The organism is Streptococcus anginosus subsp. whileyi MAS624 (assembly GCF_000478925.1).
GTDB lineage: Bacteria > Bacillota > Bacilli > Lactobacillales > Streptococcaceae > Streptococcus > Streptococcus whileyi.
Window position 1 is genome coordinate 1,130,716 of sequence record NZ_AP013072.1, and the last position, 24,295, is coordinate 1,155,010.

Consider the following 24,295-nt stretch of genomic DNA (forward strand, 5'->3'; position numbering starts at 1 on the left):
AGATTTTTAGAAAATAGTGTATTCTTTCTGCTTCTCACCGCTATTTTTTCAGCCTAGACAAATTTTATAAAATATTTCTGGTCGTTCAACTATCAAAATCAAAATTCATGGTATAATAAAAACATGATAAAGATAGTTTTTACATTGATAGTAGCTTATTTGATTGGTTCAATCCCTGCTGGGCTTTGGATTGGACAAGTATTTTACAAGAAAAATCTCCGCGAATATGGTAGCGGAAATACAGGAACGACCAATACCTTTCGTGTCCTTGGAAAAAAAGCAGGCATGATCACCTTTATTTTCGACTTTTTTAAAGGAACATTTGCGACTTTACTGCCATTTTTCCTTCATATCAACGGTATTTCTCCTCTCGTTTTTGGACTTTTAGCCGTTCTTGGGCATACCTTCCCCATTTTTGCTGAATTTAAAGGCGGTAAAGCCGTGGCAACCAGTGCAGGTGTCATTCTGGGCTTCTCACCGACTTTCTTCACTTATTTAGCTGTCATCTTTTTCAGCTGCTTGTATCTGACTAGTATGATTTCCTTTTCAAGTGTGACAGCTGCTGCCTCCGCTATTCTGGGAGTCTTAATTTTCCCACTATTTGGCTTTCTTTTACCACGTTATGATGTACTCTTTACCGTAATTGTACTCGCATTAGCGCTCATCATTATCGTCCGACACAAAGATAATATCCAGCGAATTCGGATGAAACAAGAAAACCTCATTCCCTTCGGATTGAATATCACAAAACAACAACCTAAACAGAAATAAAAGAAGCTAGGATAAAAAATCTTAGCTTCCTTTTATTTTATTCTTTGTGAGCTTTTTTAAATCTGGATAATCCTAAAAGTCCAACAACAAAGCCAAGTAAACTGATAAAGGTAGTATCTGTTGTACCTGTTTCTGGCAAGCTCTTTTGACTTGAAGGCATAAATTGTTTATGTACATTGACTGGAATCGTTGCCGTTCTTTGAGCTGTATTTGTTTGAACTGCTGGCACAAGTTCTTTTTCTCCAGTTTCATTTGGCTTCACTTGGTTAGCAGCTTGATCCTGAAGTTTCTTGTATTGTGCAGTTGAGATTGAGATAGTTCGTGAATTAGGATTGACAACCGCATAAGCTGTTAAGTCTGTTTTTGCTAAATAGTCCGCAAAAGCAACGTCCATTGAAGAACCTTCTTCGCGAGCCCCGCCCAACATACTATAACCATCACCACCTGCAGCCAAGAAATCGTTGGTTGTAAGATAGTAAGTTTTTGCGAGATTTAATTTTTCGTATTTTCCTGTTTCAGGATTTTTGATTTCAATGCCAAGAATACGCTTATCGGCTGGCAAGGTGGTGTCATAATAAACTTTTGCTCCAGAAACTTGTAGGAAACCGCCGCTTGGTTCAAGTAGCGGTTGCCCATTTTCATCTAGGACTGGTTTGCCGTCTTTTTCTTGTAAAATAGAGCCTAAAGACTTAGCAAACATGTCTGCGATGTTTTGCCCAGTTACTTTTATTTGAGTAATGGTATTACCAAATGGTAGAACAGCAATGATATCTCCTTTGGTGATTGGTTTTCCTTTCGCAATTGTTTCACGAAGTCCGCCGCCGTTAGTTACAGCAAGGTCTGTCTTATGACTGAATCCTGTTTGCCCGTACTCATAGAGCGCATCTGCTACGACATTTCCAAGATTGGTTTCCCGCACACGGACATTTTCTCGATTACCATTTAACTCAACTGGGCTATTAGCAACGTCCACTTTTGCGTTTTCTTGGTCATATTTCTCTTTGATTTTGTTTACTAATTGCTGAATAGCTGGATCTGGAGTAACGCCTTTTACTGAATCAGCTGAGATTTGTTGAGGATTTCCTAGGATTTGACCAGATTTATACGTTACTTTTCCGATATTATGCAAGTAACTACCTGTTTGATTATAAGTAACATTGTCGCCATAGGTTACTGATTCTACAGTATGTGAATGCCCGTCAATCACTGTCACACGTTTTCCTTTTAGCAAAGGATTTTTTGATAATGCTTCTGCCAAGGTAGAACCACGCCATTCAACTGGTGTCGTCGTATCTACACCCAAATGCGCCAAAACGACATAATGTTTGTAAGTTTTACCTTCCGCTTTCGCACGAGATTCCACTTCTTCAATGACTTTATTGACTTCTGAAATTGGATCTGTAAACGTAACCCCTTGAACATTGCGTGGGTGTGTTTTTGTTGCAGTTTCTGGCGTTGTCACCCCAATAACCACAAATTCATCTCCCACAACATTCTTGTCTTTATCAACAATCGTAGAAGCTTCAAAAAGACGTGCTCCATTGACATAAGTGTTGGCACTAAGAAGAGGGAATTTCAAAATTTCTTTGTATTTTTTCACCTCATCCAAACCAAAGTCAAATTCATGATTTCCGACCGCCATTGCGTCATAGCCAATCTTATTTAAAATATTCGCGCGTTCTTCTCCTTTTGAGCTATTGGAAATCGGAAGTCCTTGAAAAGCATCGCCTGCATCCACAACAAGTGTTGTTTGATTAGTCTTTGCACGTTCTTGCTCAATGACTGCTGCTAATTTAGCATCGCCAATGACTCCTTTTTCTTCCACAATACGACCGTGTACATCATTTGTATGAAGAATAACCGTATCTTTTTCAGATTGAGTTGTAGGTGCAGCAACCGCTTGAGCGGCTGGAGTTGTAGAATCTGCTGGGGTTACAGAATTTTCAACTTGTTTGTTCTCGCTCTTTTCTGTTACTTTCTCCGTGGAAGCTTCAGTAGCAGGCGAAACTGCTGAATCGCCTTGAGCGATCGTAGGGGCTACCGACTGATTTTCTTTAGGAACTTCTACTTGCTCTACAGGTGCTGTTGAAGCAGCTGGATCTACAGCATCAGCAGAAACCTGATGTGCTAAAATTGCTGGAGCAATTAGCAATGTTGACAAAATGGGGATAATGAATTTTTCCTTTTTCATAATCAATCCTCTTTTATTCTTTTTTGATTCTATTATACAAGATTTTCTGGTAAAATAAAACCTTATTGAGCAATCTTTATCTTATCGTTCGCTAAAATTGTTCTAAAAAGAAAAATATTCTAACTTTTACATTAGAATATCTTATTTCACAAACATTATTTATAAACTTCTATCTTGTGAGTTTATCTGTGTCATTAAGTCCTTCAGTCCTGCTGCTCCAACGGTATCACCTGCTTTTTCAAAACACGCCAGTGCTTTTTGAGCATCAAATTTAGCCATTTTTATATCTCCCTTAGCTAACATTACCTCAGCCAAGCCCCGATAAGCACAAGCATGATTGACAAAGTCATCTGTCTGCAACGCTAAATTTAGTGTTTCTTGCAAAAGTTCTTCTGCAAGGTGAATATTTCCAAGTTTGAATTGTAAATACCCCTGTTCGTACAAATTGACCGATGCCTTTAGGACATCATCGGGGAAATGCTCTGTAATAATTGCAGCTTCTGCCATTATCAAGTCATAAGCCTTTTGAAAATGCTCTTCTTCTCGTTCGACCATCGCTAATTGATGTAAGCCTATATGCTGTTCTTCCAGATTCTTTTCAGACATAGCTTGAGCATAATAGTCTTTTAAAACCTGACGAGCCAACTGAAAATCCTTTTCTTCCAAAGCAATATAAGCTTTTAAATTCAGTGTACTATAACTATCTTGGTCTATTTGATAAACGAATTGCTTGGCAAGCTGATATTGCCCATCAAACAATGCTTGCCAGGCTTTTTGAAGTTGTTCTTGTGTCATAATTTCTTTCCTTTTATTCATAGAAAACAAAATGTCCCACTCTAAAAGTTATATCAAATCAGTCTCCGAGATCGCTTCTTTCACTTTTTCGATTGGCAGATGTACTAGCTCAACTTTCTTTTCGCTATATAAATACCGCGCATAATCATCCATACGGTATTGATTGATATAAACCACTCGCTTGCAACCAACTTGTAAAAGCTGTTTCGTACAATTGAGACAAGGGAAATGAGTGACATAAACAGTAAATCCTTTTGGGATTCCACGCTCTGCACCTTGCAAAATTGCATTTACTTCTGCATGCAAAGTCCTCACACAATGCCCGTCAACTATCAGGCATTCATGATCGATGCAGTGTTCCGTTCCTGAAACAGATCCATTATATCCTGTTGATATAACTTTATTATCCTTTACAATAACCGCCCCAACGCTTGCTCGTTTGCAGGTTGAGCGATTTGCAATCAAGAGCGCTTGTGCTGCAAAATATTCGTCCCAAGCCAATCTTTTTGTCGCCATATTGTCACCTTCTTTTCTTACTTATCACTCGGTTTATCATTTTTTCGATGTGGAAAAAGCGGCAGTCCGAGCGATGCAATCTTCTCTGCCGGAACCCTCATGCCGTCTTTTGTCCATTTGATTAAAACAGAAACCACCGCCGAACTCCAAAATGAATTCATGTAAGTTGAAGCTTCTTTTCTGGAACTATTTTGTTTTTCCAAGAAATCAAACACAGCACTTGTCAACAGTTTTTCTAAATTATAATCCACTGCTAAGCTAAGGATTCGTGCTTCTTTTTTGACTTCTTTAAACAAGAACAGCCACACTTGATAAAGCTCGGTTCTCATATTGAATTGTTCCAATTTATCGGTAATCTTTTGTACTGTTCGTTGGAAAATCTCTTGTAAAATTTCTTCTTTTGAATCATAATTTCGATAAAAAGCTGCGCGCGAGACACCAGCTCTCTCTACTAATTCAGAAATGGTAATTTGGGTCAACTCTTTCTTTTCTAACAATTGCAATAGCGAGATTTCTAAGGATTCTTTTGTAATTCGATTAGATTCCCGATTTGATATTTTTAGATTTTCTAAAGATTTTTTCGATATTTTACGTTCCGACATAACATTTTCTTTCTATATGTAACAACCGACTGTAAAGGCTTTCTAAAGCGGTGTTTTCATGATATAATTGTAAAAAAAGGCAAACCTTTTGTCAATGTCTAATTAAGGGATCATCCCACTAAAGGAGAAATTGAATGACTTGGAAAATTGTAGCTGATTCAGGCTGTGATTATAGAACTATCGAAAACCTTGCTGTTGACACCTTATTTAAAACTGTTCCTCTGACTATTCAAGTAGGCGATGAAATCTTTATAGATAACGATCAGCTTAATATTGATGAAATGATGGAAAAAATGTATGCCACTTCTTCGGCTTCAAAGTCTGCTTGCCCTAGTCCAGATGACTATATGAAAGCTTTTGATGGAGCTTCAAATATTTTTGTGGTCACTATTACAGGAACCTTATCAGGAAGCCATAATAGCGCACAAGTGGCTAAAAAACTCTATCTCGAAGACCATCCTGACGTGAATATCCACATTATTGATACTCTTTCTGCTGGCGGTGAAAATGATTTGATCATCAAAAAGCTTAATCTTCTTATCGGTCAAGGTTTAAGTTATGAAGAAGTCATAAAAGAAATTACAACCTATCAAACCAAGACAAAATTGCTTTTCGTTCTTGCAAAAGTTGACAATTTAGTCAAAAACGGACGGCTGAGCAAATTGCTTGGAGCCGTTGTAGGATTACTGAATATTCGTATGGTCGGCGAAGCCAGTCAAGACGGCAAGTTGGAGTTGCTTCAAAAGGCGCGTGGTGCTAAAAAATCACTAGTCGCAGCTTTTGATGAACTCATCAAAGCAGGCTATGCCGGTGGACAAATCATTATTGCTCATCGAAATAATCCCAAGTTTTGCCAGCAATTTTCCGAAATGGTTCGTGAAAGATTCCCACAAGCTGTTATTGAAGTCATCCCGACTTCTGGACTTTGTAGCTTTTATGCTGAAGAAAATGGTCTCCTCATGGGCTATGAAATTCAATAATATAACGAAACTGTAGTCAATCACTAAACTACAGTTTTTATATTACAAATAAAGCAAACCAAAAACAATTAACACACTAATCATGCTAAAAAGTGAGCCAATGAGATAGTATTCTGCAAAGGACTGACTTTCAGAAATTTTGTTATATCGTGCGATTGACTTGGCAGTAAAGACTAAGCCAACGGAAGCAAACTGCCCAAATATAAGAGACAAAGCCATAATAAAACGCTCTAAAATCCCAATCATCGCACCTGCACCTGCTATAGTGTCTTGGTTATCTCCCTTTGACTGATACCTACTGAAGAAAAGCTTAAATAAAATATTAACAGGCTTGCCAACGATTGCCAAGAAAAGAAGGGTTTGAGCAACTGACGCTCCATTTTTCAGCCATTGTGGGTTGATTTTATTAGCTAATAAAGCATAAAATAGAAAAATACAAATCAAATGAAGGAGTTGGTCAATGATGAAAACTTGCTTTGTGAGTTTCTTTATTTCTATAAACGTGTTGAGCCTGTATTTCAGGAAATCAATAACTACATGACTAAGCCAAACAGCGATAAAGTAAATAATATTTTTCGGGAAAAAGATACTCAAAATCAGCAACGGAAGAAAAACAATGGCTAAATGCAGCAATAAATAAGGCAATTTTAGACATTTTAAATCTGCCATTTTTTGACTTTGCCATTGAAAATCAGCTAAAACATGCGCTAATAATGTTAACAACAAGATTGGATGTTGTACAAAATAGTCTGAAAATCCCCACAAATTAGACATGTTTCTCCTCCTTCTCTATCGCATTTAACATCAAGTTCATCGCAACTCGTTTATTTCTGAGATAAATTTTTAACCCACTCGCCTTGATACGTTTGTTGAAAGCACTCGGAGTGATACCAAGTAGTTTTGCCATTTCTTTATGCGAAAATGTTTCATCGTATATATTTTCAGCTAGTAATTGTTTGAGGACACCATATTGGATATCTGTCCACTTGGACTGAATAAAAGAGCACGCAGCTAAAATAGCATTGATTGTCTGACCGACTTCTTCGTCTGCCAAAGAAACCGAAATGTGATTGATGCCATAGTCATTCTTATCATGAACATAGTTAATCGCTTCTCTCGCGAGCCAATACGCCGGACCGTCAGAACCAATGCTTTGTTCTTTGTTAATTTCTGTAATCATGTCTCCAGCACCAATCCCAAATCGAATTTCGTAAGGAGCAAATGCAACAGAAAGCTGATCCATGATTTGAAACATATCCGAATTTGGTAAAAACAAAGCTTGAAATTCATCGCCAGCTGTGACCGTAAAGGGCGAAACTAAATATTTCTGATATTGCTGATTCAACTCTTTCATCAATTGCAACAATTTCTGTTGCGCCTGCGCTCGATCTTGTATTTTTTTTGATTCAATAATATCTCCAATAAGAGCAATGTACATCATCTTCTCACCTCTTTTTGTCTATTATAATGGAAATTTTCCAAAATTTCCATTATAAAGGACATTTTCCAAAATTTCCGTCATGGAGGACATTTTTTAATCTACTATCTCTAAAAAATACAGCTAAGCACATGATTGAAACCATCATTTGATTTGAAAATGACTACCCCATTACTTTCCATGCCTTACCCAGCACTTCTCCAATCTTGCCCTTGATGACTAAGTCAGCTTGACTATCTTGTAGTACATTGTTTTTATTGATAACAACTAAGTGCCGTCCTTGAAAATAATGAACCAAATTAGCAGCTGGATAAACAACTAGCGATGTTCCGCAAATGATGAGTAGGTCAGCTTGACTGATAACCTGAATAGCTTGAGAAAAAACTTCCATATTTAACGGTTCCTCATAAAGAGTCACATCTGGCTTAACTACACAACCACAAGTCTCGCAATAAGGAATGATTCCTGGCAATTTCAAAAAATCCTCTGAGTCATAAAAACGATGACAATCGATACAAAAATTTCGGTCCACACTACCATGAATTTTTAATACGTTCCTGCTTCCTGCCATCTCGTGTAAACTATCAATATTCTGGGTAACAATTGCTTTTAATTTCCCTAGCTTTTCTAGATAAGCTAAATATTCATGGGCTACATTTGGCTTAGCGTTAGGATAAATAAGATATTTCTTGTAAAAGTCAAAAAACTGTTCTGGATAACGTTCAAACATCGTATGTGAAACTAGTTGCTCTGCTGAAAAATGCTGGTTTAACTCAATATTGTAAATACCATTTGAGCTGCGAAAATCCGGAATACCAGATTCAGTTGAAACACCTGCACCACCGAAGAATACAATATTTTGGCTACTTTGAATGATCTGAGCCAGTTCTTCAATCTTGTCCATATCGCCCTCCTAAAAGTTACCAATATTATTAAAGAAAAAATCGGCTAGCAGAACTAGCCGATTCATATTATAACTGAATTATTTTGACAAGTTATAGAAAGATTTCAAACCACGGTATTCAGCAACTTCACCAAGTTGGTCTTCGATGCGAAGTAATTGGTTGTATTTAGCAATACGGTCAGTACGTGACAATGAACCAGTCTTAATTTGTCCAGCGTTAGTTGCAACTGCGATATCAGCAATTGTTGAATCTTCAGTTTCACCTGAACGGTGTGATACAACGGCAGTGTAACCAGCTTCTTTTGCCATTTCAATAGCATCAAATGTTTCAGTAAGAGTACCGATTTGGTTAACTTTAATAAGGATTGAGTTAGCACATCCTTTGTTAATACCTCTTTCAAGATAAGAAGTGTTTGTTACGAAGAAGTCATCACCAACAAGTTGTACTTTCTTACCAAGGCGTTCAGTAAGTTTCTTCCAACCTTCCCAGTCATTTTCATCCATACCATCTTCGATAGTGATGATTGGGTATTTATCAACCAATTGTTCAAGGTATTCGATTTGTTCGTCAGCTGTACGAACTGCAGCTCCTTCACCTTCGAATTTAGTGTAATCATAAACTTTGCGTTCTTTGTCGTAGAATTCTGATGATGCACAGTCAAATCCAAGGAATACATCTTTACCAGGAACATAACCAGCAGCTTCGATAGCAGCAAGGATAGTTTCTACACCATCTTCAGTTCCGTCAAAACGAGGAGCAAATCCGCCTTCGTCACCAACAGCTGTTTCAAGACCACGAGATTTAAGGATTTTCTTAAGAGCGTGGAAAATTTCAGCACCCCAACGAAGAGCTTCTTTGAATGTAGGTGCACCAGCAGGAACAATCATAAATTCTTGGAAAGCGATTGGAGCATCTGAGTGAGAACCACCGTTGACGATGTTCATCATTGGAGTTGGAAGAACTTTAGTATTGAATCCACCAAGGTAGCTGTAAAGTGGGATTTCAAGGTAATCAGCAGCAGCACGTGCTACAGCAATAGATACACCAAGGATTGCGTTTGCACCCAATTTACCTTTATTTGGAGTACCGTCAAGTGCAATCATTGCACGGTCAATAGCTTGTTGATCGCGAACGTCATAACCAATAACTGCTTCAGCAATGATATTGTTTACGTTGTCAACAGCTTTTTGTGTACCAAGACCACCGTAACGAGATTTGTCACCATCACGAAGTTCAACTGCTTCGTGTTCACCAGTAGAAGCTCCAGATGGAACCATACCACGTCCGAAAGCGCCTGATTCAGTATAAACTTCTACTTCAAGTGTTGGGTTACCGCGTGAGTCTAGGACTTCGCGAGCGTAAACATCAGTAATAATTGACATTTTTTACTCTCCTTTGAGTTATTTTATTTACATTCCTATCATACCTTAAAAATCAGTTTTTTTCAAGGAAAAATCGTGCCTTTCTATGAAATTTACGATAATTTTCTATGTAAGCGCTTTATATTTCCGAATGTTTCTTGGATAAATTTCAAAAAAAGTATGCTATACTAACTTTATGACAGATATAAATAAAACAATAATGGAAAAATCTCAAGGGGGATTAAAATTAAATCCCGATGAGCAAAGAAAATTTTTAGAGACATTTGAAGAGCGGGTCATTGCAGAATGTAGTATTGATGAAGCTAACAGCGCTCCCATCCACGACCACTTTAAAGAAATGTTACAAAAGATTATCTTGGACTATCAACCTGTAACTGTGAAAATATCTCCCGAGGTCACCAGTCAGTATCAAATTTTTTACTTAAAAATAGCAAAAGATCTTGGCTGCAAAGCAACAATCGTGTCTAGTAACTGCAAGAATTCTCCATTTGGCTTGGTCATTCATAGCGATCATCCAGTAGAGATTACCGAAAAAGAAATCCTTATCCAATTTTCTGAACTTTTCCAATCAGATTCAACTCAAAAAACAGAAAAGAAAACTTCTTTTTGGGAAAAGTTGTTTCATTAAGGAAGTCGCTAATGACAAATTTAGAAACATTAACCTTGTTCTTTCGAGCGGAAAATCAAAGAGATTAGAAAACTTACCAAACATTTTTACATCCTGAAATTCTCTGGGAATTGCATGAGCAAGAGGTTTCTATTATTCATGGAGTAGAAGATTACCTTTCTAAGATTCAGCAAGCCTATCGTCATAACACTGTTCAATTTTCCCGTTTACATACTTTTTCAACAGATGAAAATCGGATTGTTACTATTCTCAAAAATGATTTTAGTCAACTATCCTGTGATATTTTTGAGTTTGAAAATGGTTTAATTGTCAGAGAATATAAATATTTGCTATGATCATTTTTGAGAAACAAACGTATAAGGTTAGGGAATAATATCCTAGCCTTATTTTTTATAACAACTCTGCTTCGCCTATACCAAATGCCGTTAGGATCTGCTTGATTTGGTCGAAATTCAAGCGAAAATGTTCTAACGTATGGGCATCAGAGCCAACAGAATACTTTGTTCCGCCCAATTCTTTCACCAAAGATAAAGCATAGATATAAATATCTTCGTGATTATAGAGATACATAGACTTGCAATTTAGTTCAAAAGCCAAGTTGTACTCTATCATTTTCTGAAAGAGGGCACGAAGTTGAGGTTCAAAGTTTTTCAGTTCTTCAACTGTCACATTAAACTTGCGAAAACCATAGTCGAAATGTGCCAAAATATGGGCTGGAATACTCTCAATAGCTTCTTCCATTTCTTTAAAATAAGTTGGAATCACCTTCATTTTATCAGATTGTAAAGCAGGTTCTTCTAAGTAATCGAACTTCCCATTATGGTGAACAGACAACAGTTTTAAATCATAATTTTTATTTTCTAAGAAAGCTAAAATATCTTTCTTTCGTGGTCTGTAATAGCCAATCTCAATTCCTTTTTTGATTCGATTTCCATATTTCCGATTGAGAGCAGCTATTTTTCTAGAATAAGACTCATAATCAGGAATATCATCGTGAGGAGAACCTGAATCATACGGATAGGGATTAGATAAATCCAGATGTTCAGTCGTTACGATTTCACCATCGTAATGTTCCAAATAATCTCTGAAATCAGCATCTGAATCATAAGAAAAGTAAGTATGAAGATGATTATCGCGCATAAGTTTTCCTCCTATCATCTCTATAACACTAAGGAATTATATAGCAGTTTATACTAACTACAATATATAGTATTTTTAAACAAGATTTTCCTAAATTTGATAATTATATTTTGTAGTTGTGTAAAAAATAAGTATATAATTTTACTTATATTTGCTGTTTTTATCATAAGCAGCAACAACTGGTTGCATTCATTAAAAATTAGATACAAATCACTTCTGCAGATAATAAATAATGAGCTAATTTTTGATTGATTTCAATTGTTTACGAATCATTTGAAAAACAATCACTAAAAACGGCGTTAGCAAGATAAGAACTAGCCCTAATCCAATAAAAGTCTGATCAAAGCCAAAACTGTCAATCAGCCAACCAACAATCGGAAAAATGATAATCATGCTTACACTGAACATCATTGAAGCAACACTTAACATGGTCGCTCTGGCTGAACTTGGTAAATACTGTTGCAAATCATTGTAAAATATTGGTTGGTACATAGCATACAAAGCATTTGTCGTCAAATAAATCATAATATACATGAATGGTGTTCCCAAAAATGACAGTACATAAGCTGCTCCTGTTAAGCTGACAACTACTGGAAAAATCCGAAAAGAATGCCATGTTTTCCCAATCTTACTGGCAAGAGAAACTGCCAAAATATTTAAGACGCTACCAATCAACATAACTGTCGAAATCTGCCATCCTGCCAAGTCTGGCAATTGTTTTTGATAGTAAAAGTAAAACATGCACATTATTGTTCCAACAAATTGAAAAATCATCATCCATGTAAAAAGACTGGGATTATTTTTCATCTCTTCTCTCACAATCAAGATAATTTTTTTCATCGTCAACACTTCGTCATTTTTCTTTTTCATTGTCGGTTCTTTTATCAACCAAATCAGAATTAAAACAATAATAGAAACCGCAATCATGATATAATAAGTAATATACAAATATCCATGTACAAATAACCCCGCTAGTACCGTTCCTAAAGAGATTGCTGCCTCAGAAACACCTGACATCAAACTTGATATTTTCAAATAACGGTCTTTTAAACCAGCTTCTACAGCAGAGTCATATAGCAGTGCAGAGCTCGTTCCTGAATCAAAGTTATAAGACAAAGCATTGATTATCATTGCCATTGCATATATCCAAAAATTTCCTTGCCCTGTCAACATTAAAATAGATGATAAAATGCTAGTCAAGCGGCTTACGTACAGATTGGTCTTATAAGAAAATCGATCTGCCAACATGCCTGACGGAATTTCAAAAACAATGCCTGTTGCATGAAAAATACTCTCTAACAGCCCAATTTGCAGTAAAGACATACCATTTTGACTGAGGAATAAAATCCAAAAACTCGTAATACCTAGAAATCCTAAGAATTCCACTCCTGCCATAAGAGGAATATTTCTTTTGTAACTTCTCCTAAACATACTTTTTCCTTTACTAAGAAGAAACCGAACTTTCCGTTCAGTTTTCTAACTTATTCATTTTTCATATTCTTTTAATTTTTAAAAAAACGCCAATCGGCGTTTTTACATTTCCTAAGGTTCAATTCTGTGGAGCATACGTGGGAATGGAATAGCTTCACGGATGTGTTTCGTTCCTGCAACAAATGTCACCATACGTTCCAAACCAAGTCCAAATCCAGCATGAGGAACTGAACCATATTTACGAAGATCTAGATAGAAAGCATAGTCATCAGGGTTCAGACCATTTTCTTCAATCTTCGCTAATAATTTTTCATAGCTTTCTTCACGAGCAGAACCACCTATGATTTCTCCATAGCCCTCTGGTGCTAAAAGGTCTGCACAAAGCACACGTTCTTCGTTACCAGGAACAGGTTTCATATAGAAAGCCTTAAAGCTAGCAGGGTAGTTCACAACGAAAGTTGGCACACCAAAATAGTTTGAAATCCAAGTTTCGTGTGGTGACCCGAAATCATCACCTCGTTCGATATGCTCATACTCAGCTTCTTCATCATTTTCGTGTTCTTGCAAAAGGTCAATTACTTCATCGTAAGAAATACGTTTGAAGGGTTCTGCCACGTATTTTTTAAGAAGATCAGTATCACGTTCCAACACTTCAAGCGCATGTGGTGCACGATCCAAAACTCCTTGAATCAAAGCCTTCACATAAGCCTCCTGAAGATCAAGCGACTCATCATGAGAAACAAATGGATATTCTGCATCCATCATCCAGAATTCTGTCAAATGGCGGCGTGTTTTGGATTTTTCGGCACGGAAAACAGGGCCAAAGTCAAATACACGACCAAGTGCCATAGCACCTGCTTCTAAGTAAAGTTGCCCAGATTGACTTAGAAAGGCAGGAGTTCCAAAATAATCTGTTTCAAAAAGCTCTGTGGAATCTTCCGCTGCATTTCCCGATAAAATCGGACTATCAAATTTGATAAAGCCGTTGCGGTCAAAAAATTCATAGGAAGCATAGATAATTGCGTTGCGAATCTGCATAATTGCCATTTGCTTGCGTGAACGTAGCCATAAATGACGGTGATCCATCAAAAAGTCTGTTCCGTGCTCTTTTGGTGTGATAGGATAATCATTAGACTCTCCAACGATTTCAATATCCGTCACGTCTAATTCATATCCAAATTTTGAGCGCTCATCTTCTTTGACGATTCCTTTTACTAAAACAGCTGTTTCTTGGTTCAAGTGTTTGATGATATTAAATTTATTCAAACCCTCTTCTTCACCAAATTTTTCAAGGAAATTTGGCTTGAAAGCCACAGCTTGAAAAAAAGCTGTCCCATCGCGTAATTGCAGAAAAGCAATCTTTCCTTTTCCTGATTTATTGGCAACCCAAGCACCAATCGTCACTTCTTCTCCGACATGATTTTTAACATCCATAATTGAAGTATATTTTGTTGACACGTTTTTTCTCTTTTCTATTTTATTTTTTATGATAAACAGCCTCAATGTTGTTCCCGTCTGGGTCTATCACAAAGGCCGCATAGTATCCCACATGGTAATTTTTACGTTCGCTAGGTGCACCATTATCCTTTCCTCCAGCAGCCAAAGCTGCTTGATAGAAAGCATCTACTTCTTGACAAGTTTGAGCACTAAAGACAAAATGCATCGGCTCTTGTTGACCAACATTTAGCCAAAAATCACCACCTGGATCCACATCTCGCGGTTCTGTGAAACTAACGACCTGCCCCGTATCAAATTGAAGGTGATAATTAAAGGAATTAAAGCAGCTTGATAGAAAGCTTTAGAAACTCCTAAATTCTTTACCTTAAGGGTAAAATGATCGATCATTTTTTAATCCTCCATAAACGCCTTGATACGATGAACGGCCTCTTTCAAGGTATCCATATCCGTCGCATAGCTCAGGCGAACATTCTCTGGCGCACCGAAGCCAGCACCCGTTACAAGAGCGACGCCTACTTCTTCTAGGATTGCTGTTGTAAACTCTGTCACATCTGAATAGCCTTTCAGCTCCATTGCTTTTTTAACATTTGGAAAGAGGTAAAATGCTCCTTGTGGTTTCACCACTTCAAAGCCAGTAACTTCTGCAAGCAAAGGATAAATGGTATTGAGACGTTCTTCAAAAGCCTGACGCATGATTTCAACAGTATCTTGAGGACCCTTTAGAGCTTCAATCGCCGCATATTGGGAAGCAGTGGTTGGATTAGAAGTCGTTTGTCCAGCCACTTTACTCATCGCTGCAATGATTTCAGGCTCTCCAACAGCATAACCCAGCCGCCAACCAGTCATCGAATACGACTTAGATACACCATTGATAACAATTGTTTGCTTGCGGATTGCTTCAGATAAGCTCGAAATCGGTGTAAATTCATTTCCATTGTAAACCAAGCTGCCATAAATATCATCTGCCAAAATGAGAATATCATGCTCTACAGCCCAATTACCTATCGCTAATAACTCCTCGGCAGTATAAATCATTCCCGTTGGATTGGAAGGAGAATTGAGCACCAAAACTTTCGTTTTCTCTGTCCGAGCAGCCTCTAATTGCTCAACGGTCACTTTGAAATGATTTGCTTCCGTCGCTTGAACAAAAACTGGTATCCCTTCTGCCATCTTAATCTGGTCGCCATAACTAACCCAACACGGTGCCGGAATAATCGCTTCATCACCTGGATTGATGACACTCATAAAAAAGGTATAAAGGGAAAACTTTGCACCCGTCGCAACGGTCACTTGATTTGGTTTAATCGTATAACCATAGTATTTTGCAAAATATGCTACAATTGCTTCCTTTAATTCAGGCAGACCACTGGTAACCGTATAAAAGCTAGCTCTACCATTTTTTATTGCAGAGATAGCAGCATCTTGAATATTCTTCGGAGTTGGAAAATCTGGCTCTCCCAAAGTCAGAGATAGAATGTCCCGTCCTTGTGCTTTTAAAGCTTTTGCGCGCGCTGCTGCTGCTAAGGTTACACTTTCTTCCATATTTAAAACACGATTTGATAATATCATAGCCCCTCCTTGCTGAGCAATGTTCCTGTTTCAAATCCAACATTATAATAAATTGTTCCAGACTTGACTTCCCAAATTGGTTGCTCTTTTACATAGCCAAATGTCACTTTATCAATTTGTTTGGCACCACTCTCTTTAGCGATTTGTTTTGCTTTTTCTTGACTAATCCCTTTGGACAACTCATAAGTATAGATTTTATCACTATCTGCTTCTATCAAAACAGCAAGCTGCGTCTTTTTACGATTTTTCCCCAAAAGACTGTAATAACTTTTTTCACCGTTATAAATAGCAAAGCGATCTACTTTATCCAAATCTGCATATTGACGAGTAATTCTACTAGCCGTTACCTTAGCTGATTGGTAAGGATCCATAGATAGATTTAAAATGTAAAGAAAAGAAAAAGTGAGAACGGCCAAAACTATCACACTTCCGATAATATATTGCCAAATAATGAAATTTCTATCATTTTTTCTTCTATTTTTCACTCGTCCATTATACTATAAATAAGGATTTTTTTCTATCTTTTTCTAAAATTTGATTTTATTACTACTTATTGATAAAATACAGTTATGGACAAACTAACAAAACTTTTTCAAGAAAATCATTTAGATTTAAAAACAATGATTGTTTTAAATAAAGCTATTCGCACGATTCGACCTTTTGAAAATCAGGCGGCAAAACAACACAATCTGACTCCAACTCAATTTTCAGTTTTAGAAACCCTTTATAGTAAAGGAAACTTGCGGATCCAAGATTTAATTGATAAAATGCTTGCTACATCTGGAAATATGACCGTTGTCATTAAAAATATGATACGGGACGGTTGGATTTTTCGTACCTGTGACCCATCTGATCGACGTTCTTTTTTAGTCGGATTGACTCCAGAAGGACGTAGTAAAATTGAAGCGGTACTTCCAGATCATATTCAAAATATTCAACAAGTATTTAGCATTTTAACAGAGCAAGATAAAGAAGATTTGATTCGGATTTTAAAGAAATTTAAAAAGTTGAGCTAATCTCTTGCTAACTAGTGGTATTTGTTGTAACATAAACAGGTACAAAAGAAAAGGAGAGTGACTTATATGTCTAAAAAAGTGCTATTTATCGTCGGGTCTCTTCGCCAAGGCTCATTCAACCATCAGTTAGCTTCTAAAGCTGAAAACATTCTTGCTGGCAAAGCTGAAGTTTCTTATCTTGATTTCAAAGATGTTCCATTTTTCAATCAAGATATTGAAAGCCCAGCTCCCGCGGCTGTTGCCAAAGCTCGTGAAGAAATTCTCGCTGCTGATGCTATCTGGCTCTTCTCACCAACCTATAACTGGGCAATTCCAGGAGTTGTTAAAAATCTCTTAGATTGGCTATCACGTGCTCTTGACCTTTCAGATCCATCAGGACCTTCTGCTCTTAATGAAAAACTTGTAACAGTTTCCTCTGTAGCCAATGGAACTTCTCCAGATGAAGTTTTCAAACATTATCGCAGCCTTCTTCCATTTATTCGTATGAAAGTTGTTGAACCATTTACTGGTGTTACTGTTAACCCGGAAGCCTGGGGAACAGGTCAACTGACAGTTTCCGAAGAAAAACAAGCTGAACTCGCAGCTCAAGCTGAAGCATTATTGGCAGCTATCTATTAAAATAAGCAAAAAATGGAATGACACTTTTACATCATTCCATTTTTATTTTACTCCTTAACAAAGACATAGGTATTTATCGTAGACAAATCCTCTCGGAAAGCAAAGCCTGCAAATTGCAATTGCTTGATTTCCTCTTTCGTTGTTATTTGATTTTCAATTAAAGCAGTTAAAAATTGCCCCCGCGCCTTCTTAGAAATAGTTGAGTGAACTTTCAAACTTCCTTCTCTATCTTCTAAAAATTTAAACCGAAGCATCTTATCGCGCACAGATTTGGAAAACACCGTCTCGAACTCACTTGATAACAGAGACAAAATCATTTCCTCATCTGAAATAGCTGCATCATAATCATTGCGCCAATAATTTTTCAGGCTTTTGCCAGAAATAGTACATTTCACTGAAAAATCCAATCGATGAGGTGAAATCAATGCCATAGCTGGTATAACACCATATAGACTAGAAGTGATGAACAAATGCTTGTCTACATACCTCAACTCTTGCTTCGTTAAATGACTTCTTCCGATGTTTCGATACATAAGACCATCAAATAAATGCAAAGCTGGGTAAGTCAAGGCTTGCCCATTTTTTAATTGTTGAAGATGAATATACTCTTCTTCTGCACGTTCCAGACTAATATGATAGAAATCTGCTAATTCTTCAATAGAATACTGTGATAGACTAGCTACAATTGTTTTTGTTTGCTCTGAAAGAAAACACTTGCCATGAGGCTTAAGGCTAAGATTCATTTCCTTTGCAGTTGGAATTAAAATTTTCATAATCTTATTGTATCAAAAGTTATTTTGCAGAACAAATGATTTTTCTCTTGACAACAGACAATCATTATCATATAATCTAGTTATAAAGACTAGATAAGGAAGAGGTGGATATTTTGGAAATCACAAAATTCCCAACTTGGGAAGAACTACCAGAGTTAGATCTTTATCTTGACCAGGTTCTCCTCTATGTGAATGGTGTCAACGAACAAGCATTTCATAGCACGGATAAGCCTTTAACGGCTGCTATGGTCAATAATTATGTGAAACACGCCCACATTCCAAAGCCAATTAAGAAAAAATACAATCGTGTACAGATTGCTCGTCTGATTGTACTGACGACGTTAAAACCTGTCTTTCCAATACCAGATATTATCAAGACGATTCAACTTCTGGTAGACGGAAAAGATTCGGCCACTCTTTATAATGAATTTGTTAATTGTATGCGAGAAGAAAAAGCTGACATAATCGCACCTGCCATTGAAGCAGCTTGCCAAACGGTGAAATTATTTCATCAAACAAAGAAATTGGCTCTAGCCTTAGAAGGAGGTAAAACAAATGAATCAAACGCTTAAACTCAGCAAACAACTCAGCTTCGGGGAAGAAATTGCCAATGCTGTCACTCACGCTGTCGGGGCTGTGGTTATGTTAGTACTGCTTCCTATCTCAGCCATTTACAGCTATGAAGAACATGGTATGCTTGCTGCTGTCGGAGTTTCAATTTTTGTCATCAGTTTATTTCTGATGTTTCTTTCTTCAACGATTTACCATTCAATGAGCTATGGTTCTACGCATAAGTATATTCTACGGATCATCGATCATTCAATGATTTACATTGCTATTGCGGGAAGTTATACGCCAGTCGTACTATCCCTTATGAACAATTGGTTGGGTTATCTTATTATCACAATTCAATGGGGAACGACCATTTTTGGTATTTTGTATAAAATATTTGCTAAAAAAGTTAATGAAAAATTCAGCTTAGCGCTTTATCTTATTATGGGCTGGTTGGTGATTCTGATCATTCCGCAAATCATTGGTCAAACGGGACCTATTTTCTGGGGATTGATGTTAGCTGGAGGACTCTGTTATACTGTTGGTGCAGGATTTTATGCTAAGAAAAAACCATATTTCCACATGATTTGGCACCTCTTTATCCTAGCTGCTTCTGCACTTCAATATCTTGCTATTGTCTATTTTATGTAAAACATTTTAAAAACAATCATTCTCTAAGTCGCTCTTCTTAGCAGAATGATTGTTTTTTTATCACAAAAGCCAGGCTACTTTAAACAGTAACTTGGCTTTTTGCAATAGTTTATTTTGATTTAATATAATTGACACCGTCTGCTTTTGGTGCAACAGCTTTCCCGAAGAATGCTGCCAACACAACAATAGTCAATACATAAGGTGCAATTTGTAGGTACACAGCTGGTACATGTGATAGGAATGGTAATTGACTTCCGATAACGGCTAAGCTTTGAGATAGTCCAAAGAAGAGACTTGAAAGCATAGCGCCAATTGGATTCCATTTACCAAAAATCATAGCAGCTAGTGAGATGAATCCTGGTCCGATAATGGTTGTCGCAGCGAAATTTACGGAAATAGATTGTGCATAAATCGCTCCACCAACACCGCCAAGAAAACCTGAAATCATCACACCGTAATAACGCATGAGATAAACATTGATACCGAGGGTGTCTGCCGCTTGTGGGTGTTCCCCTACAGAGCGCAAACGAAGCCCAAATTTCGTCTTAAACATAATGAACCATGCTAGGAAAGCAAATGCAACTGCAATATACCCCATTAGACTGGTGTGTTTAAAGAGGATATCTCCAATGACAGGAATATCTGATAATAGTGGAAAATTAAATTTACCAAACGATACTTGAATATTATCTGTTTGCCCTTTATTATAGAAAGCTTTTACCAAGAAAATCGCTAACGCAGGCGCCATCAAATTAAGCACTGTACCACTAACAACGTGGTCCGCACGGAAATTGATAGTCGCTACAGCATGAATGAGTGAGAAAATTAGTCCCACAATACCACCAACTAAAAGTGCTAACCAAGGCGTTAAACTTCCAAAGGTATTCACAAAAGTAAGGTTAAAGACAACTCCTGAGAAAGCTCCCATAACCATAATACCTTCAAGTCCGACATTGACAATCCCAGCATGCTCTGAGAAGGCACCACCGATACTAGTAAAGATTAAAGGTGCCGCATAAATCAGCATAGAGGAAACTAACAGACTTAATATTGTTACAAAATTCATCTTATTTTCCTCCCTTTACTTTTGCTTGTTTTCTTGGTTTGATAAAATGTTCAATGATGTAATGAATACTTACAAAGAAAATAATTGATGCTGTTACAATATTTACCAGCTCCGCTGGAATCGTTGCGGTGTTCATACCTGGAGCTCCGACTTGAAGCACGGCAAATAAGAATGCTGCAAAGAGAATACCAATTGGTGAATTATTTGCCAGCAAGCTAACGGCCATACCATTAAAGCCGACAGCTAGGGAACTTCCTTGTACATAGACATTTTGGAAAGTTCCAAGTCCTTCAACAACACCTCCGACACCGGCAAGGGCACCTGAGATAATCATTGAAAGAATAATCGTCCGTTTAGCAGACATCCCTGCATATTCACTCGCATTTGGATTTAGCCCGACAGAACGGATTTCAAATCCAAGCGTTGTTTTTTTCAGCATAAACCAAATAAGAACAACGGCAATAACTGCAAAGAAGATTCCGATATTCATCCGTGAATTATTGGTCAATGCCCGTAACCATTCTGTTTGATAGGTTGCATTAGCCCCAACTTTAACACTTGAGTCAATACTTTGCATAACGCTTTTTGGGAAACTATGAATCATTGCATTTCCAACGTAGAGAACGATGTAGTTCATCATAATCGTAACGATAACTTCACTTGTTCCCAAATAAGCACGAAGAATACCAGGAATAGCACCGATAATCCCACCAGCTACTGCTGCAATGACAACCGTAGCAAGAATCATAATTGGGCGAGGAAGATTAGGAAATGAAAGCGCAAACCAGCCACTCAAAATCCAACCTGCCAAAGCTTGCCCCGGCAAGCCGACATTAAAGAACCCAGCCCGACTCGCTACTGCAAACCCAAGAGCAATTAAAATAAGTGGACCCATTGCGCGGAAAATTTCACCAATACTACGGATAGTACCAAAAGCAGCTTTGAACAGCTCTTCATAACCCCAGATAGCATCATAGCCAAAAATCCACATGATAATGGCACCGAGTAAAATTCCAAGAACAACGGAAATCAAAGGCACCGCAATTTGCTGCGTTTTCTTAGTCATTTGAATCTCCCTTCTTAATTTCACCACCAGCCATCAAGATACCCAACTCTTGTTTATTAGTTTCTGCTGGAGTTACAATACCTTGAATCTTACCATCATGAATAACAGCAATACGGTCTGAAACATTCAGGATTTCATCTAATTCAAAGCTGACCACAAGCACTGCTTTACCCTTGTCACGTTCTTCAATCAAACGTTTATGAATGTATTCAATCGCTCCAACGTCTAATCCACGAGTTGGCTGACTAACGATTAGAAGGTCAGGATTGCGGTCTATTTCACGAGCAATAATGGCTTTTTGTTGATTTCCTCCTGAAAGAGCAGATGCTGGAACACTTTCACTTGCAGCCCGAACATCAAATTCATCCATTAACTTTCGTGCATAAGAAGTGATATTATTGTAATTCAAAATTCCATTTTTGCTTAATGGCTCCTTGTAATAAGTTTGCAGAGCCATATTCTCAGACAACATCATATCTAAAACCAAGCCATCACGATGACGGTCTTCCGGCACATGACTAACTTGCATTTCGGTAATTTTCCGCGGAGATAAGCCAACGACTTCTTTCCCCTTAATGGTAATGCTACCTGATTTCACCTTCCGAAGACCTGCGATTGCTTGAACTAGCTCGCTTTGTCCATTGCCATCAATCCCGGCAATCCCAACAATTTCACCAGCTCGTACATCCAAAGATAAATTTTTAACAGCAGGCACACCACGATTCTCATTCACAACCAAATCCTTAATAGATAGAACAACTTCTTTTGGATTTGAAGCTTCTTTTTCCGTTGTAAAGGATACTGAACGTCCCACCATCATTTCAGCAAGATCTTTATTCGTTGCGCCACCAATTTCAACGGTTTGAATACTCTTACCGCGACGGATGACAGTTACACGATCAGAAACAGCACGGATTTCATCCAATTTATGTGTAATCAAAATAATGGATTTTCCTTCTTTGACTAGATTTTTCATGATATGTTCTAGTTCTTCAATTTCTGAAGGAGTTAATACTGCTGTTGGTTCGTCAAAAATCAAGATATCTGCGCCACGATACAATGTTTTCAAGATTTCAACACGTTGTTGCGCACCAACTGAAATATCTTCAACTTTTGCAGTCGGATCCACAGCTAAACCATATTTTTCGGATAGTTCCTTGATGTCTTTGATTGCCTTTCGAATATCTAAAACACCATTTTTGGTCGTTTCACTACCCAAAATGATATTTTCAGCAACCGTGAAAGCCTCTACCAACATGAAATGCTGGTGAACCATTCCGATTCCTAAAGATGCTGATTTCGATGGAGAATCAATTGTCACTGATTTTCCATTCACAGTAATCTCACCACTTGTTGGCTCAAGCAAGCCAGCTAACATATTCATCAGAGTGGACTTGCCCGCTCCGTTTTCTCCTAAAAGTGCATGAATTTCACCGCGTCTTAGATTTAAGTTGATTTTATCATTTGCGACAAATTCACCAAAAATCTTGGTTATTTCATGCATTTCAATGACATTCTCATGTGCCATATGATTGATTCCTTTCAGAAATTATTTTATTTCAGTAAAACTCACTAAAAGATTAGCCAGCTTTACTGAGACAAAAGCTGTCTCAATCTCAAAAAAGCGACCCACGAAGGTCGCTTCTTGAGTGTCAGGTTATTCTTTATTCTGTAGGAACTTTAATACTTCCGTCAAGGATTTTTGCTTTTGCATCTTCAACAGCTTTTTTAGCATCATCTGATAAGTTCTTAGTTGTCAAATCTACTCCACCGTCTTTCAGACCGTAAGTTGTAGTTTTTCCTCCTGGGAATTTATCTTTTGCTGTTTTGTTAGCAATATCTTTTACAGTACCACCAACTTTTTTCAAGCTAGATGCCAAAACAAAGTTAGATTCTTTGCCGTCTTTAGATTTGTATTTACCTTCATCGTTTTGGTCGCGGTCAACACCGATAACCCAAACTTTGTCAGATTCATTTCTAGTTTCGTTGATAGATTTTGCTTCGTTGAATACACCAGCACCAGTACCACCGGCTACTTGATAAACAACGTCTGCACCAGCTGCATATTGAGCTGCTGCGATTGTCTTCCCTTTAGAAGCATCTCCAAAGCTTTCAGCGTATTTCACATCAATCTTAATAGAAGGATCAACAGATTTCACACCTGCTTCAAAACCTTTTTCAAAACGAGTTAATACAGCACCTTTGATACCACCAACAAAACCAATCATTTTTGTTTTAGTTGTTTTGGCTGCAGCCACACCAGCAAGGTAAGCAGCTTCGTTATCTGCAAAGAGTGCAGAAGCTACATTCTTTTGACCTTTAATTTCATCATCAATAATAACATAGTTAATATCAGAGTGATCCTTTGCAGCAGATTCTACTGCATTACGAAGAGCAAATCCAATACCAAATACTAATTTGTAATTGCTAGAAGCAGCTTGCTCAAGGTTTGTAGCGTATTCAGATTCGTTTGTAGATTGGAAGTAAGTAAAGCCATGGTCTTTTGTCAACCCATTTTCTTTACCCCAAGCTTGCAAACCTTCCCAAGCAGATTGGTTAAATGATTTATCATCTACACCACCTGTATCTGTAACAATTGCAGCTTTCAAATCCGTCTTTGCATCTTTATTATCTGATTTAGATGCACGGTTACCACATGCAGCAAGTCCAATTGCTGCGACAGCTACTAGACCAAGGCCTAGCCATTGTTTCTTGTTCATCTCTGAACCTCCTAAATAAGATGTGCA

At 37.6% G+C, this 24,295-nt stretch carries 25 protein-coding genes and 2 pseudogenes; 8 read left to right on the forward strand and 19 right to left on the reverse strand.

What is annotated here, in order from left to right:
• The first annotated feature begins 123 nt into the window (after nt 1-123).
• A complete protein-coding gene (gene plsY, locus ANG_RS05710) occupies nt 124-771 on the forward strand; it encodes a glycerol-3-phosphate 1-O-acyltransferase PlsY (RefSeq protein WP_003036697.1) in 648 nt (215 codons plus the stop codon).
• Nucleotides 772-808: 37 nt separating this feature from the next.
• On the opposite strand, the gene nt5e is transcribed toward plsY, so the two are convergent.
• The 4 genes from nt5e to ANG_RS05730 form a co-directional block, all read right to left on the reverse strand.
• Nucleotides 809-2,962, reverse strand: coding sequence for a cell surface ecto-5'-nucleotidase Nt5e (nt5e, locus tag ANG_RS05715; RefSeq protein WP_025271781.1), 2,154 nt, complete (start codon nt 2,960-2,962; stop codon nt 809-811).
• Nucleotides 2,963-3,121: 159 nt separating this feature from the next.
• Entirely contained in the window at nt 3,122-3,757 is a 636-nt protein-coding gene (locus tag ANG_RS05720; RefSeq protein WP_003036805.1) for a hypothetical protein, read from the reverse strand.
• A 48-nt stretch (nt 3,758-3,805) separates the two neighbouring features.
• A complete protein-coding gene (locus tag ANG_RS05725; RefSeq protein ID WP_003024408.1) occupies nt 3,806-4,273 on the reverse strand; it encodes a deoxycytidylate deaminase in 468 nt (155 codons plus the stop codon).
• 17 nt (nt 4,274-4,290) lie between these two features.
• The gene (locus tag ANG_RS05730) at nt 4,291-4,875 is read right to left on the reverse strand and encodes a TetR/AcrR family transcriptional regulator (RefSeq protein WP_003036781.1); all 585 of its coding nucleotides are present in this window, start codon (nt 4,873-4,875) and stop codon (nt 4,291-4,293) included.
• A 134-nt stretch (nt 4,876-5,009) separates the two neighbouring features.
• On the opposite strand from ANG_RS05730, the gene ANG_RS05735 reads away from it, so the two are divergent.
• Nucleotides 5,010-5,855: a DegV family protein gene (locus ANG_RS05735; RefSeq protein ID WP_003036762.1), complete on the forward strand. Its 846-nt coding sequence runs from the start codon at nt 5,010-5,012 to the stop codon at nt 5,853-5,855.
• Between the two features lie 42 nt (nt 5,856-5,897).
• Here ANG_RS05735 and ANG_RS05740 read toward each other — a convergent pair whose 3' ends face one another.
• The 4 genes from ANG_RS05740 to eno form a co-directional block, all read right to left on the reverse strand.
• On the reverse strand, nt 5,898-6,629 hold the full coding sequence (locus tag ANG_RS05740; protein ID WP_003036641.1) for a DUF3307 domain-containing protein: 732 nt from the start codon (nt 6,627-6,629) through the stop codon (nt 5,898-5,900).
• On the reverse strand, nt 6,622-7,296 hold the full coding sequence (locus ANG_RS05745) for a SatD family protein (protein ID WP_025271782.1): 675 nt from the start codon (nt 7,294-7,296) through the stop codon (nt 6,622-6,624). The genes ANG_RS05740 and ANG_RS05745 overlap by 8 nt, the downstream gene beginning before the upstream one ends.
• Before the next feature lie 160 nt (nt 7,297-7,456).
• The gene (locus tag ANG_RS05750) at nt 7,457-8,197 is read right to left on the reverse strand and encodes an NAD-dependent protein deacylase (protein WP_025271783.1); all 741 of its coding nucleotides are present in this window, start codon (nt 8,195-8,197) and stop codon (nt 7,457-7,459) included.
• A 78-nt stretch (nt 8,198-8,275) separates the two neighbouring features.
• Nucleotides 8,276-9,580: a surface-displayed alpha-enolase gene (gene eno / locus ANG_RS05755; protein ID WP_025271784.1), complete on the reverse strand. Its 1,305-nt coding sequence runs from the start codon at nt 9,578-9,580 to the stop codon at nt 8,276-8,278.
• A 175-nt stretch (nt 9,581-9,755) separates the two neighbouring features.
• Between eno and ANG_RS05760 the strand changes: the two genes are divergently transcribed.
• The gene (locus tag ANG_RS05760; protein ID WP_025271785.1) at nt 9,756-10,208 is read left to right on the forward strand and encodes a DUF1694 domain-containing protein; all 453 of its coding nucleotides are present in this window, start codon (nt 9,756-9,758) and stop codon (nt 10,206-10,208) included.
• A gap of 11 nt (nt 10,209-10,219) precedes the next feature.
• A pseudogene (locus ANG_RS05765) lies at nt 10,220-10,543 on the forward strand (nuclear transport factor 2 family protein).
• A gap of 55 nt (nt 10,544-10,598) precedes the next feature.
• Here ANG_RS05765 and ANG_RS05770 read toward each other — a convergent pair.
• The 6 genes and pseudogenes from ANG_RS05770 to ANG_RS05795 form a co-directional block, all read right to left on the reverse strand.
• Nucleotides 10,599-11,348: a PHP domain-containing protein gene (locus ANG_RS05770; protein WP_025271787.1), complete on the reverse strand. Its 750-nt coding sequence runs from the start codon at nt 11,346-11,348 to the stop codon at nt 10,599-10,601.
• 237 nt (nt 11,349-11,585) lie between these two features.
• Nucleotides 11,586-12,779: an MFS transporter gene (locus tag ANG_RS05775; RefSeq protein WP_003036666.1), complete on the reverse strand. Its 1,194-nt coding sequence runs from the start codon at nt 12,777-12,779 to the stop codon at nt 11,586-11,588.
• Between the two features lie 111 nt (nt 12,780-12,890).
• A complete protein-coding gene (asnS, locus tag ANG_RS05780) occupies nt 12,891-14,237 on the reverse strand; it encodes an asparagine--tRNA ligase (protein ID WP_003036751.1) in 1,347 nt (448 codons plus the stop codon).
• Between the two features lie 19 nt (nt 14,238-14,256).
• Nucleotides 14,257-14,624 (reverse strand): annotated as a pseudogene (locus ANG_RS05785) (VOC family protein).
• Nucleotides 14,625-14,627: 3 nt separating this feature from the next.
• Nucleotides 14,628-15,806 carry a pyridoxal phosphate-dependent aminotransferase gene (locus ANG_RS05790; protein ID WP_003036807.1) on the reverse strand — a complete coding sequence of 393 codons (1,179 nt, stop codon included), beginning with the start codon at nt 15,804-15,806 and terminating at the stop codon, nt 14,628-14,630.
• Nucleotides 15,803-16,291: a cell wall elongation regulator TseB-like domain-containing protein gene (locus ANG_RS05795; protein ID WP_003036639.1), complete on the reverse strand. Its 489-nt coding sequence runs from the start codon at nt 16,289-16,291 to the stop codon at nt 15,803-15,805. Before ANG_RS05795 ends, ANG_RS05790 begins: the two co-directional genes overlap by 4 nt.
• A gap of 84 nt (nt 16,292-16,375) precedes the next feature.
• On the opposite strand from ANG_RS05795, the gene ANG_RS05800 reads away from it, so the two are divergent.
• Entirely contained in the window at nt 16,376-16,822 is a 447-nt protein-coding gene (locus ANG_RS05800) for a MarR family winged helix-turn-helix transcriptional regulator (protein ID WP_003036856.1), read from the forward strand.
• 66 nt (nt 16,823-16,888) lie between these two features.
• Nucleotides 16,889-17,440, forward strand: a complete 552-nt coding sequence (locus ANG_RS05805) for an NADPH-dependent FMN reductase (protein WP_003036827.1) — start codon at nt 16,889-16,891, stop codon at nt 17,438-17,440.
• Nucleotides 17,441-17,487: 47 nt separating this feature from the next.
• On the opposite strand, the gene yaaA is transcribed toward ANG_RS05805, so the two are convergent.
• The gene (gene yaaA, locus ANG_RS05810) at nt 17,488-18,213 is read right to left on the reverse strand and encodes a peroxide stress protein YaaA (RefSeq protein WP_003036840.1); all 726 of its coding nucleotides are present in this window, start codon (nt 18,211-18,213) and stop codon (nt 17,488-17,490) included.
• A gap of 113 nt (nt 18,214-18,326) precedes the next feature.
• Between yaaA and ANG_RS05815 the strand changes: the two genes are divergently transcribed.
• Together ANG_RS05815 and trhA are read left to right on the forward strand one after the other, a co-directional pair.
• On the forward strand, nt 18,327-18,785 hold the full coding sequence (locus ANG_RS05815; RefSeq protein WP_020999621.1) for a DUF1836 domain-containing protein: 459 nt from the start codon (nt 18,327-18,329) through the stop codon (nt 18,783-18,785).
• Nucleotides 18,769-19,416 carry a PAQR family membrane homeostasis protein TrhA gene (trhA, locus tag ANG_RS05820; RefSeq protein ID WP_003024373.1) on the forward strand — a complete coding sequence of 216 codons (648 nt, stop codon included), beginning with the start codon at nt 18,769-18,771 and terminating at the stop codon, nt 19,414-19,416. Before ANG_RS05815 ends, trhA begins: the two co-directional genes overlap by 17 nt.
• A 109-nt stretch (nt 19,417-19,525) precedes the next feature.
• On the opposite strand, the gene ANG_RS05825 is transcribed toward trhA, so the two are convergent.
• The 4 genes from ANG_RS05825 to ANG_RS05840 form a co-directional block, all read right to left on the reverse strand.
• A complete protein-coding gene (locus ANG_RS05825; protein ID WP_003036779.1) occupies nt 19,526-20,482 on the reverse strand; it encodes an ABC transporter permease in 957 nt (318 codons plus the stop codon).
• A gap of 1 nt (nt 20,483) precedes the next feature.
• Nucleotides 20,484-21,548, reverse strand: a complete 1,065-nt coding sequence (locus ANG_RS05830; protein WP_003036657.1) for an ABC transporter permease — start codon at nt 21,546-21,548, stop codon at nt 20,484-20,486.
• Nucleotides 21,541-23,076 carry an ABC transporter ATP-binding protein gene (locus tag ANG_RS05835; RefSeq protein WP_003036863.1) on the reverse strand — a complete coding sequence of 512 codons (1,536 nt, stop codon included), beginning with the start codon at nt 23,074-23,076 and terminating at the stop codon, nt 21,541-21,543. The genes ANG_RS05830 and ANG_RS05835 overlap by 8 nt, the downstream gene beginning before the upstream one ends.
• A gap of 136 nt (nt 23,077-23,212) precedes the next feature.
• The gene (locus ANG_RS05840) at nt 23,213-24,268 is read right to left on the reverse strand and encodes a BMP family lipoprotein (protein WP_003024369.1); all 1,056 of its coding nucleotides are present in this window, start codon (nt 24,266-24,268) and stop codon (nt 23,213-23,215) included.
• Nucleotides 24,269-24,295: the final 27 nt, after the last annotated feature.

What these genes read in the sequence shown, in the direction of transcription:
- ANG_RS05745 (WP_025271782.1), bottom strand. Translation starts at nt 7,296, where the DNA reads ATGATGTACATTGCTCTTATTGGAGATATTATTGAATCAAAAAAAATA.
- ANG_RS05730 (WP_003036781.1), bottom strand. Translation starts at nt 4,875, where the DNA reads ATGTCGGAACGTAAAATATCGAAAAAATCTTTAGAAAATCTAAAAATA.
- ANG_RS05720 (WP_003036805.1), bottom strand. Translation starts at nt 3,757, where the DNA reads ATGACACAAGAACAACTTCAAAAAGCCTGGCAAGCATTGTTTGATGGG.
- ANG_RS05805 (WP_003036827.1), top strand. Translation starts at nt 16,889, where the DNA reads ATGTCTAAAAAAGTGCTATTTATCGTCGGGTCTCTTCGCCAAGGCTCA.
- eno (WP_025271784.1), bottom strand. Translation starts at nt 9,580, where the DNA reads ATGTCAATTATTACTGATGTTTACGCTCGCGAAGTCCTAGACTCACGC.
- plsY (WP_003036697.1), top strand. Translation starts at nt 124, where the DNA reads ATGATAAAGATAGTTTTTACATTGATAGTAGCTTATTTGATTGGTTCA.
- ANG_RS05800 (WP_003036856.1), top strand. Translation starts at nt 16,376, where the DNA reads ATGGACAAACTAACAAAACTTTTTCAAGAAAATCATTTAGATTTAAAA.
- nt5e (WP_025271781.1), bottom strand. Translation starts at nt 2,962, where the DNA reads ATGAAAAAGGAAAAATTCATTATCCCCATTTTGTCAACATTGCTAATT.
- ANG_RS05775 (WP_003036666.1), bottom strand. Translation starts at nt 12,779, where the DNA reads ATGTTTAGGAGAAGTTACAAAAGAAATATTCCTCTTATGGCAGGAGTG.
- ANG_RS05760 (WP_025271785.1), top strand. Translation starts at nt 9,756, where the DNA reads ATGACAGATATAAATAAAACAATAATGGAAAAATCTCAAGGGGGATTA.
- ANG_RS05735 (WP_003036762.1), top strand. Translation starts at nt 5,010, where the DNA reads ATGACTTGGAAAATTGTAGCTGATTCAGGCTGTGATTATAGAACTATC.
- ANG_RS05740 (WP_003036641.1), bottom strand. Translation starts at nt 6,629, where the DNA reads ATGTCTAATTTGTGGGGATTTTCAGACTATTTTGTACAACATCCAATC.
- ANG_RS05835 (WP_003036863.1), bottom strand. Translation starts at nt 23,076, where the DNA reads ATGGCACATGAGAATGTCATTGAAATGCATGAAATAACCAAGATTTTT.
- ANG_RS05830 (WP_003036657.1), bottom strand. Translation starts at nt 21,548, where the DNA reads ATGACTAAGAAAACGCAGCAAATTGCGGTGCCTTTGATTTCCGTTGTT.
- ANG_RS05770 (WP_025271787.1), bottom strand. Translation starts at nt 11,348, where the DNA reads ATGCGCGATAATCATCTTCATACTTACTTTTCTTATGATTCAGATGCT.
- ANG_RS05750 (WP_025271783.1), bottom strand. Translation starts at nt 8,197, where the DNA reads ATGGACAAGATTGAAGAACTGGCTCAGATCATTCAAAGTAGCCAAAAT.
- trhA (WP_003024373.1), top strand. Translation starts at nt 18,769, where the DNA reads ATGAATCAAACGCTTAAACTCAGCAAACAACTCAGCTTCGGGGAAGAA.
- ANG_RS05790 (WP_003036807.1), bottom strand. Translation starts at nt 15,806, where the DNA reads ATGATATTATCAAATCGTGTTTTAAATATGGAAGAAAGTGTAACCTTA.
- yaaA (WP_003036840.1), bottom strand. Translation starts at nt 18,213, where the DNA reads ATGAAAATTTTAATTCCAACTGCAAAGGAAATGAATCTTAGCCTTAAG.
- ANG_RS05825 (WP_003036779.1), bottom strand. Translation starts at nt 20,482, where the DNA reads ATGAATTTTGTAACAATATTAAGTCTGTTAGTTTCCTCTATGCTGATT.
- ANG_RS05840 (WP_003024369.1), bottom strand. Translation starts at nt 24,268, where the DNA reads ATGAACAAGAAACAATGGCTAGGCCTTGGTCTAGTAGCTGTCGCAGCA.
- ANG_RS05725 (WP_003024408.1), bottom strand. Translation starts at nt 4,273, where the DNA reads ATGGCGACAAAAAGATTGGCTTGGGACGAATATTTTGCAGCACAAGCG.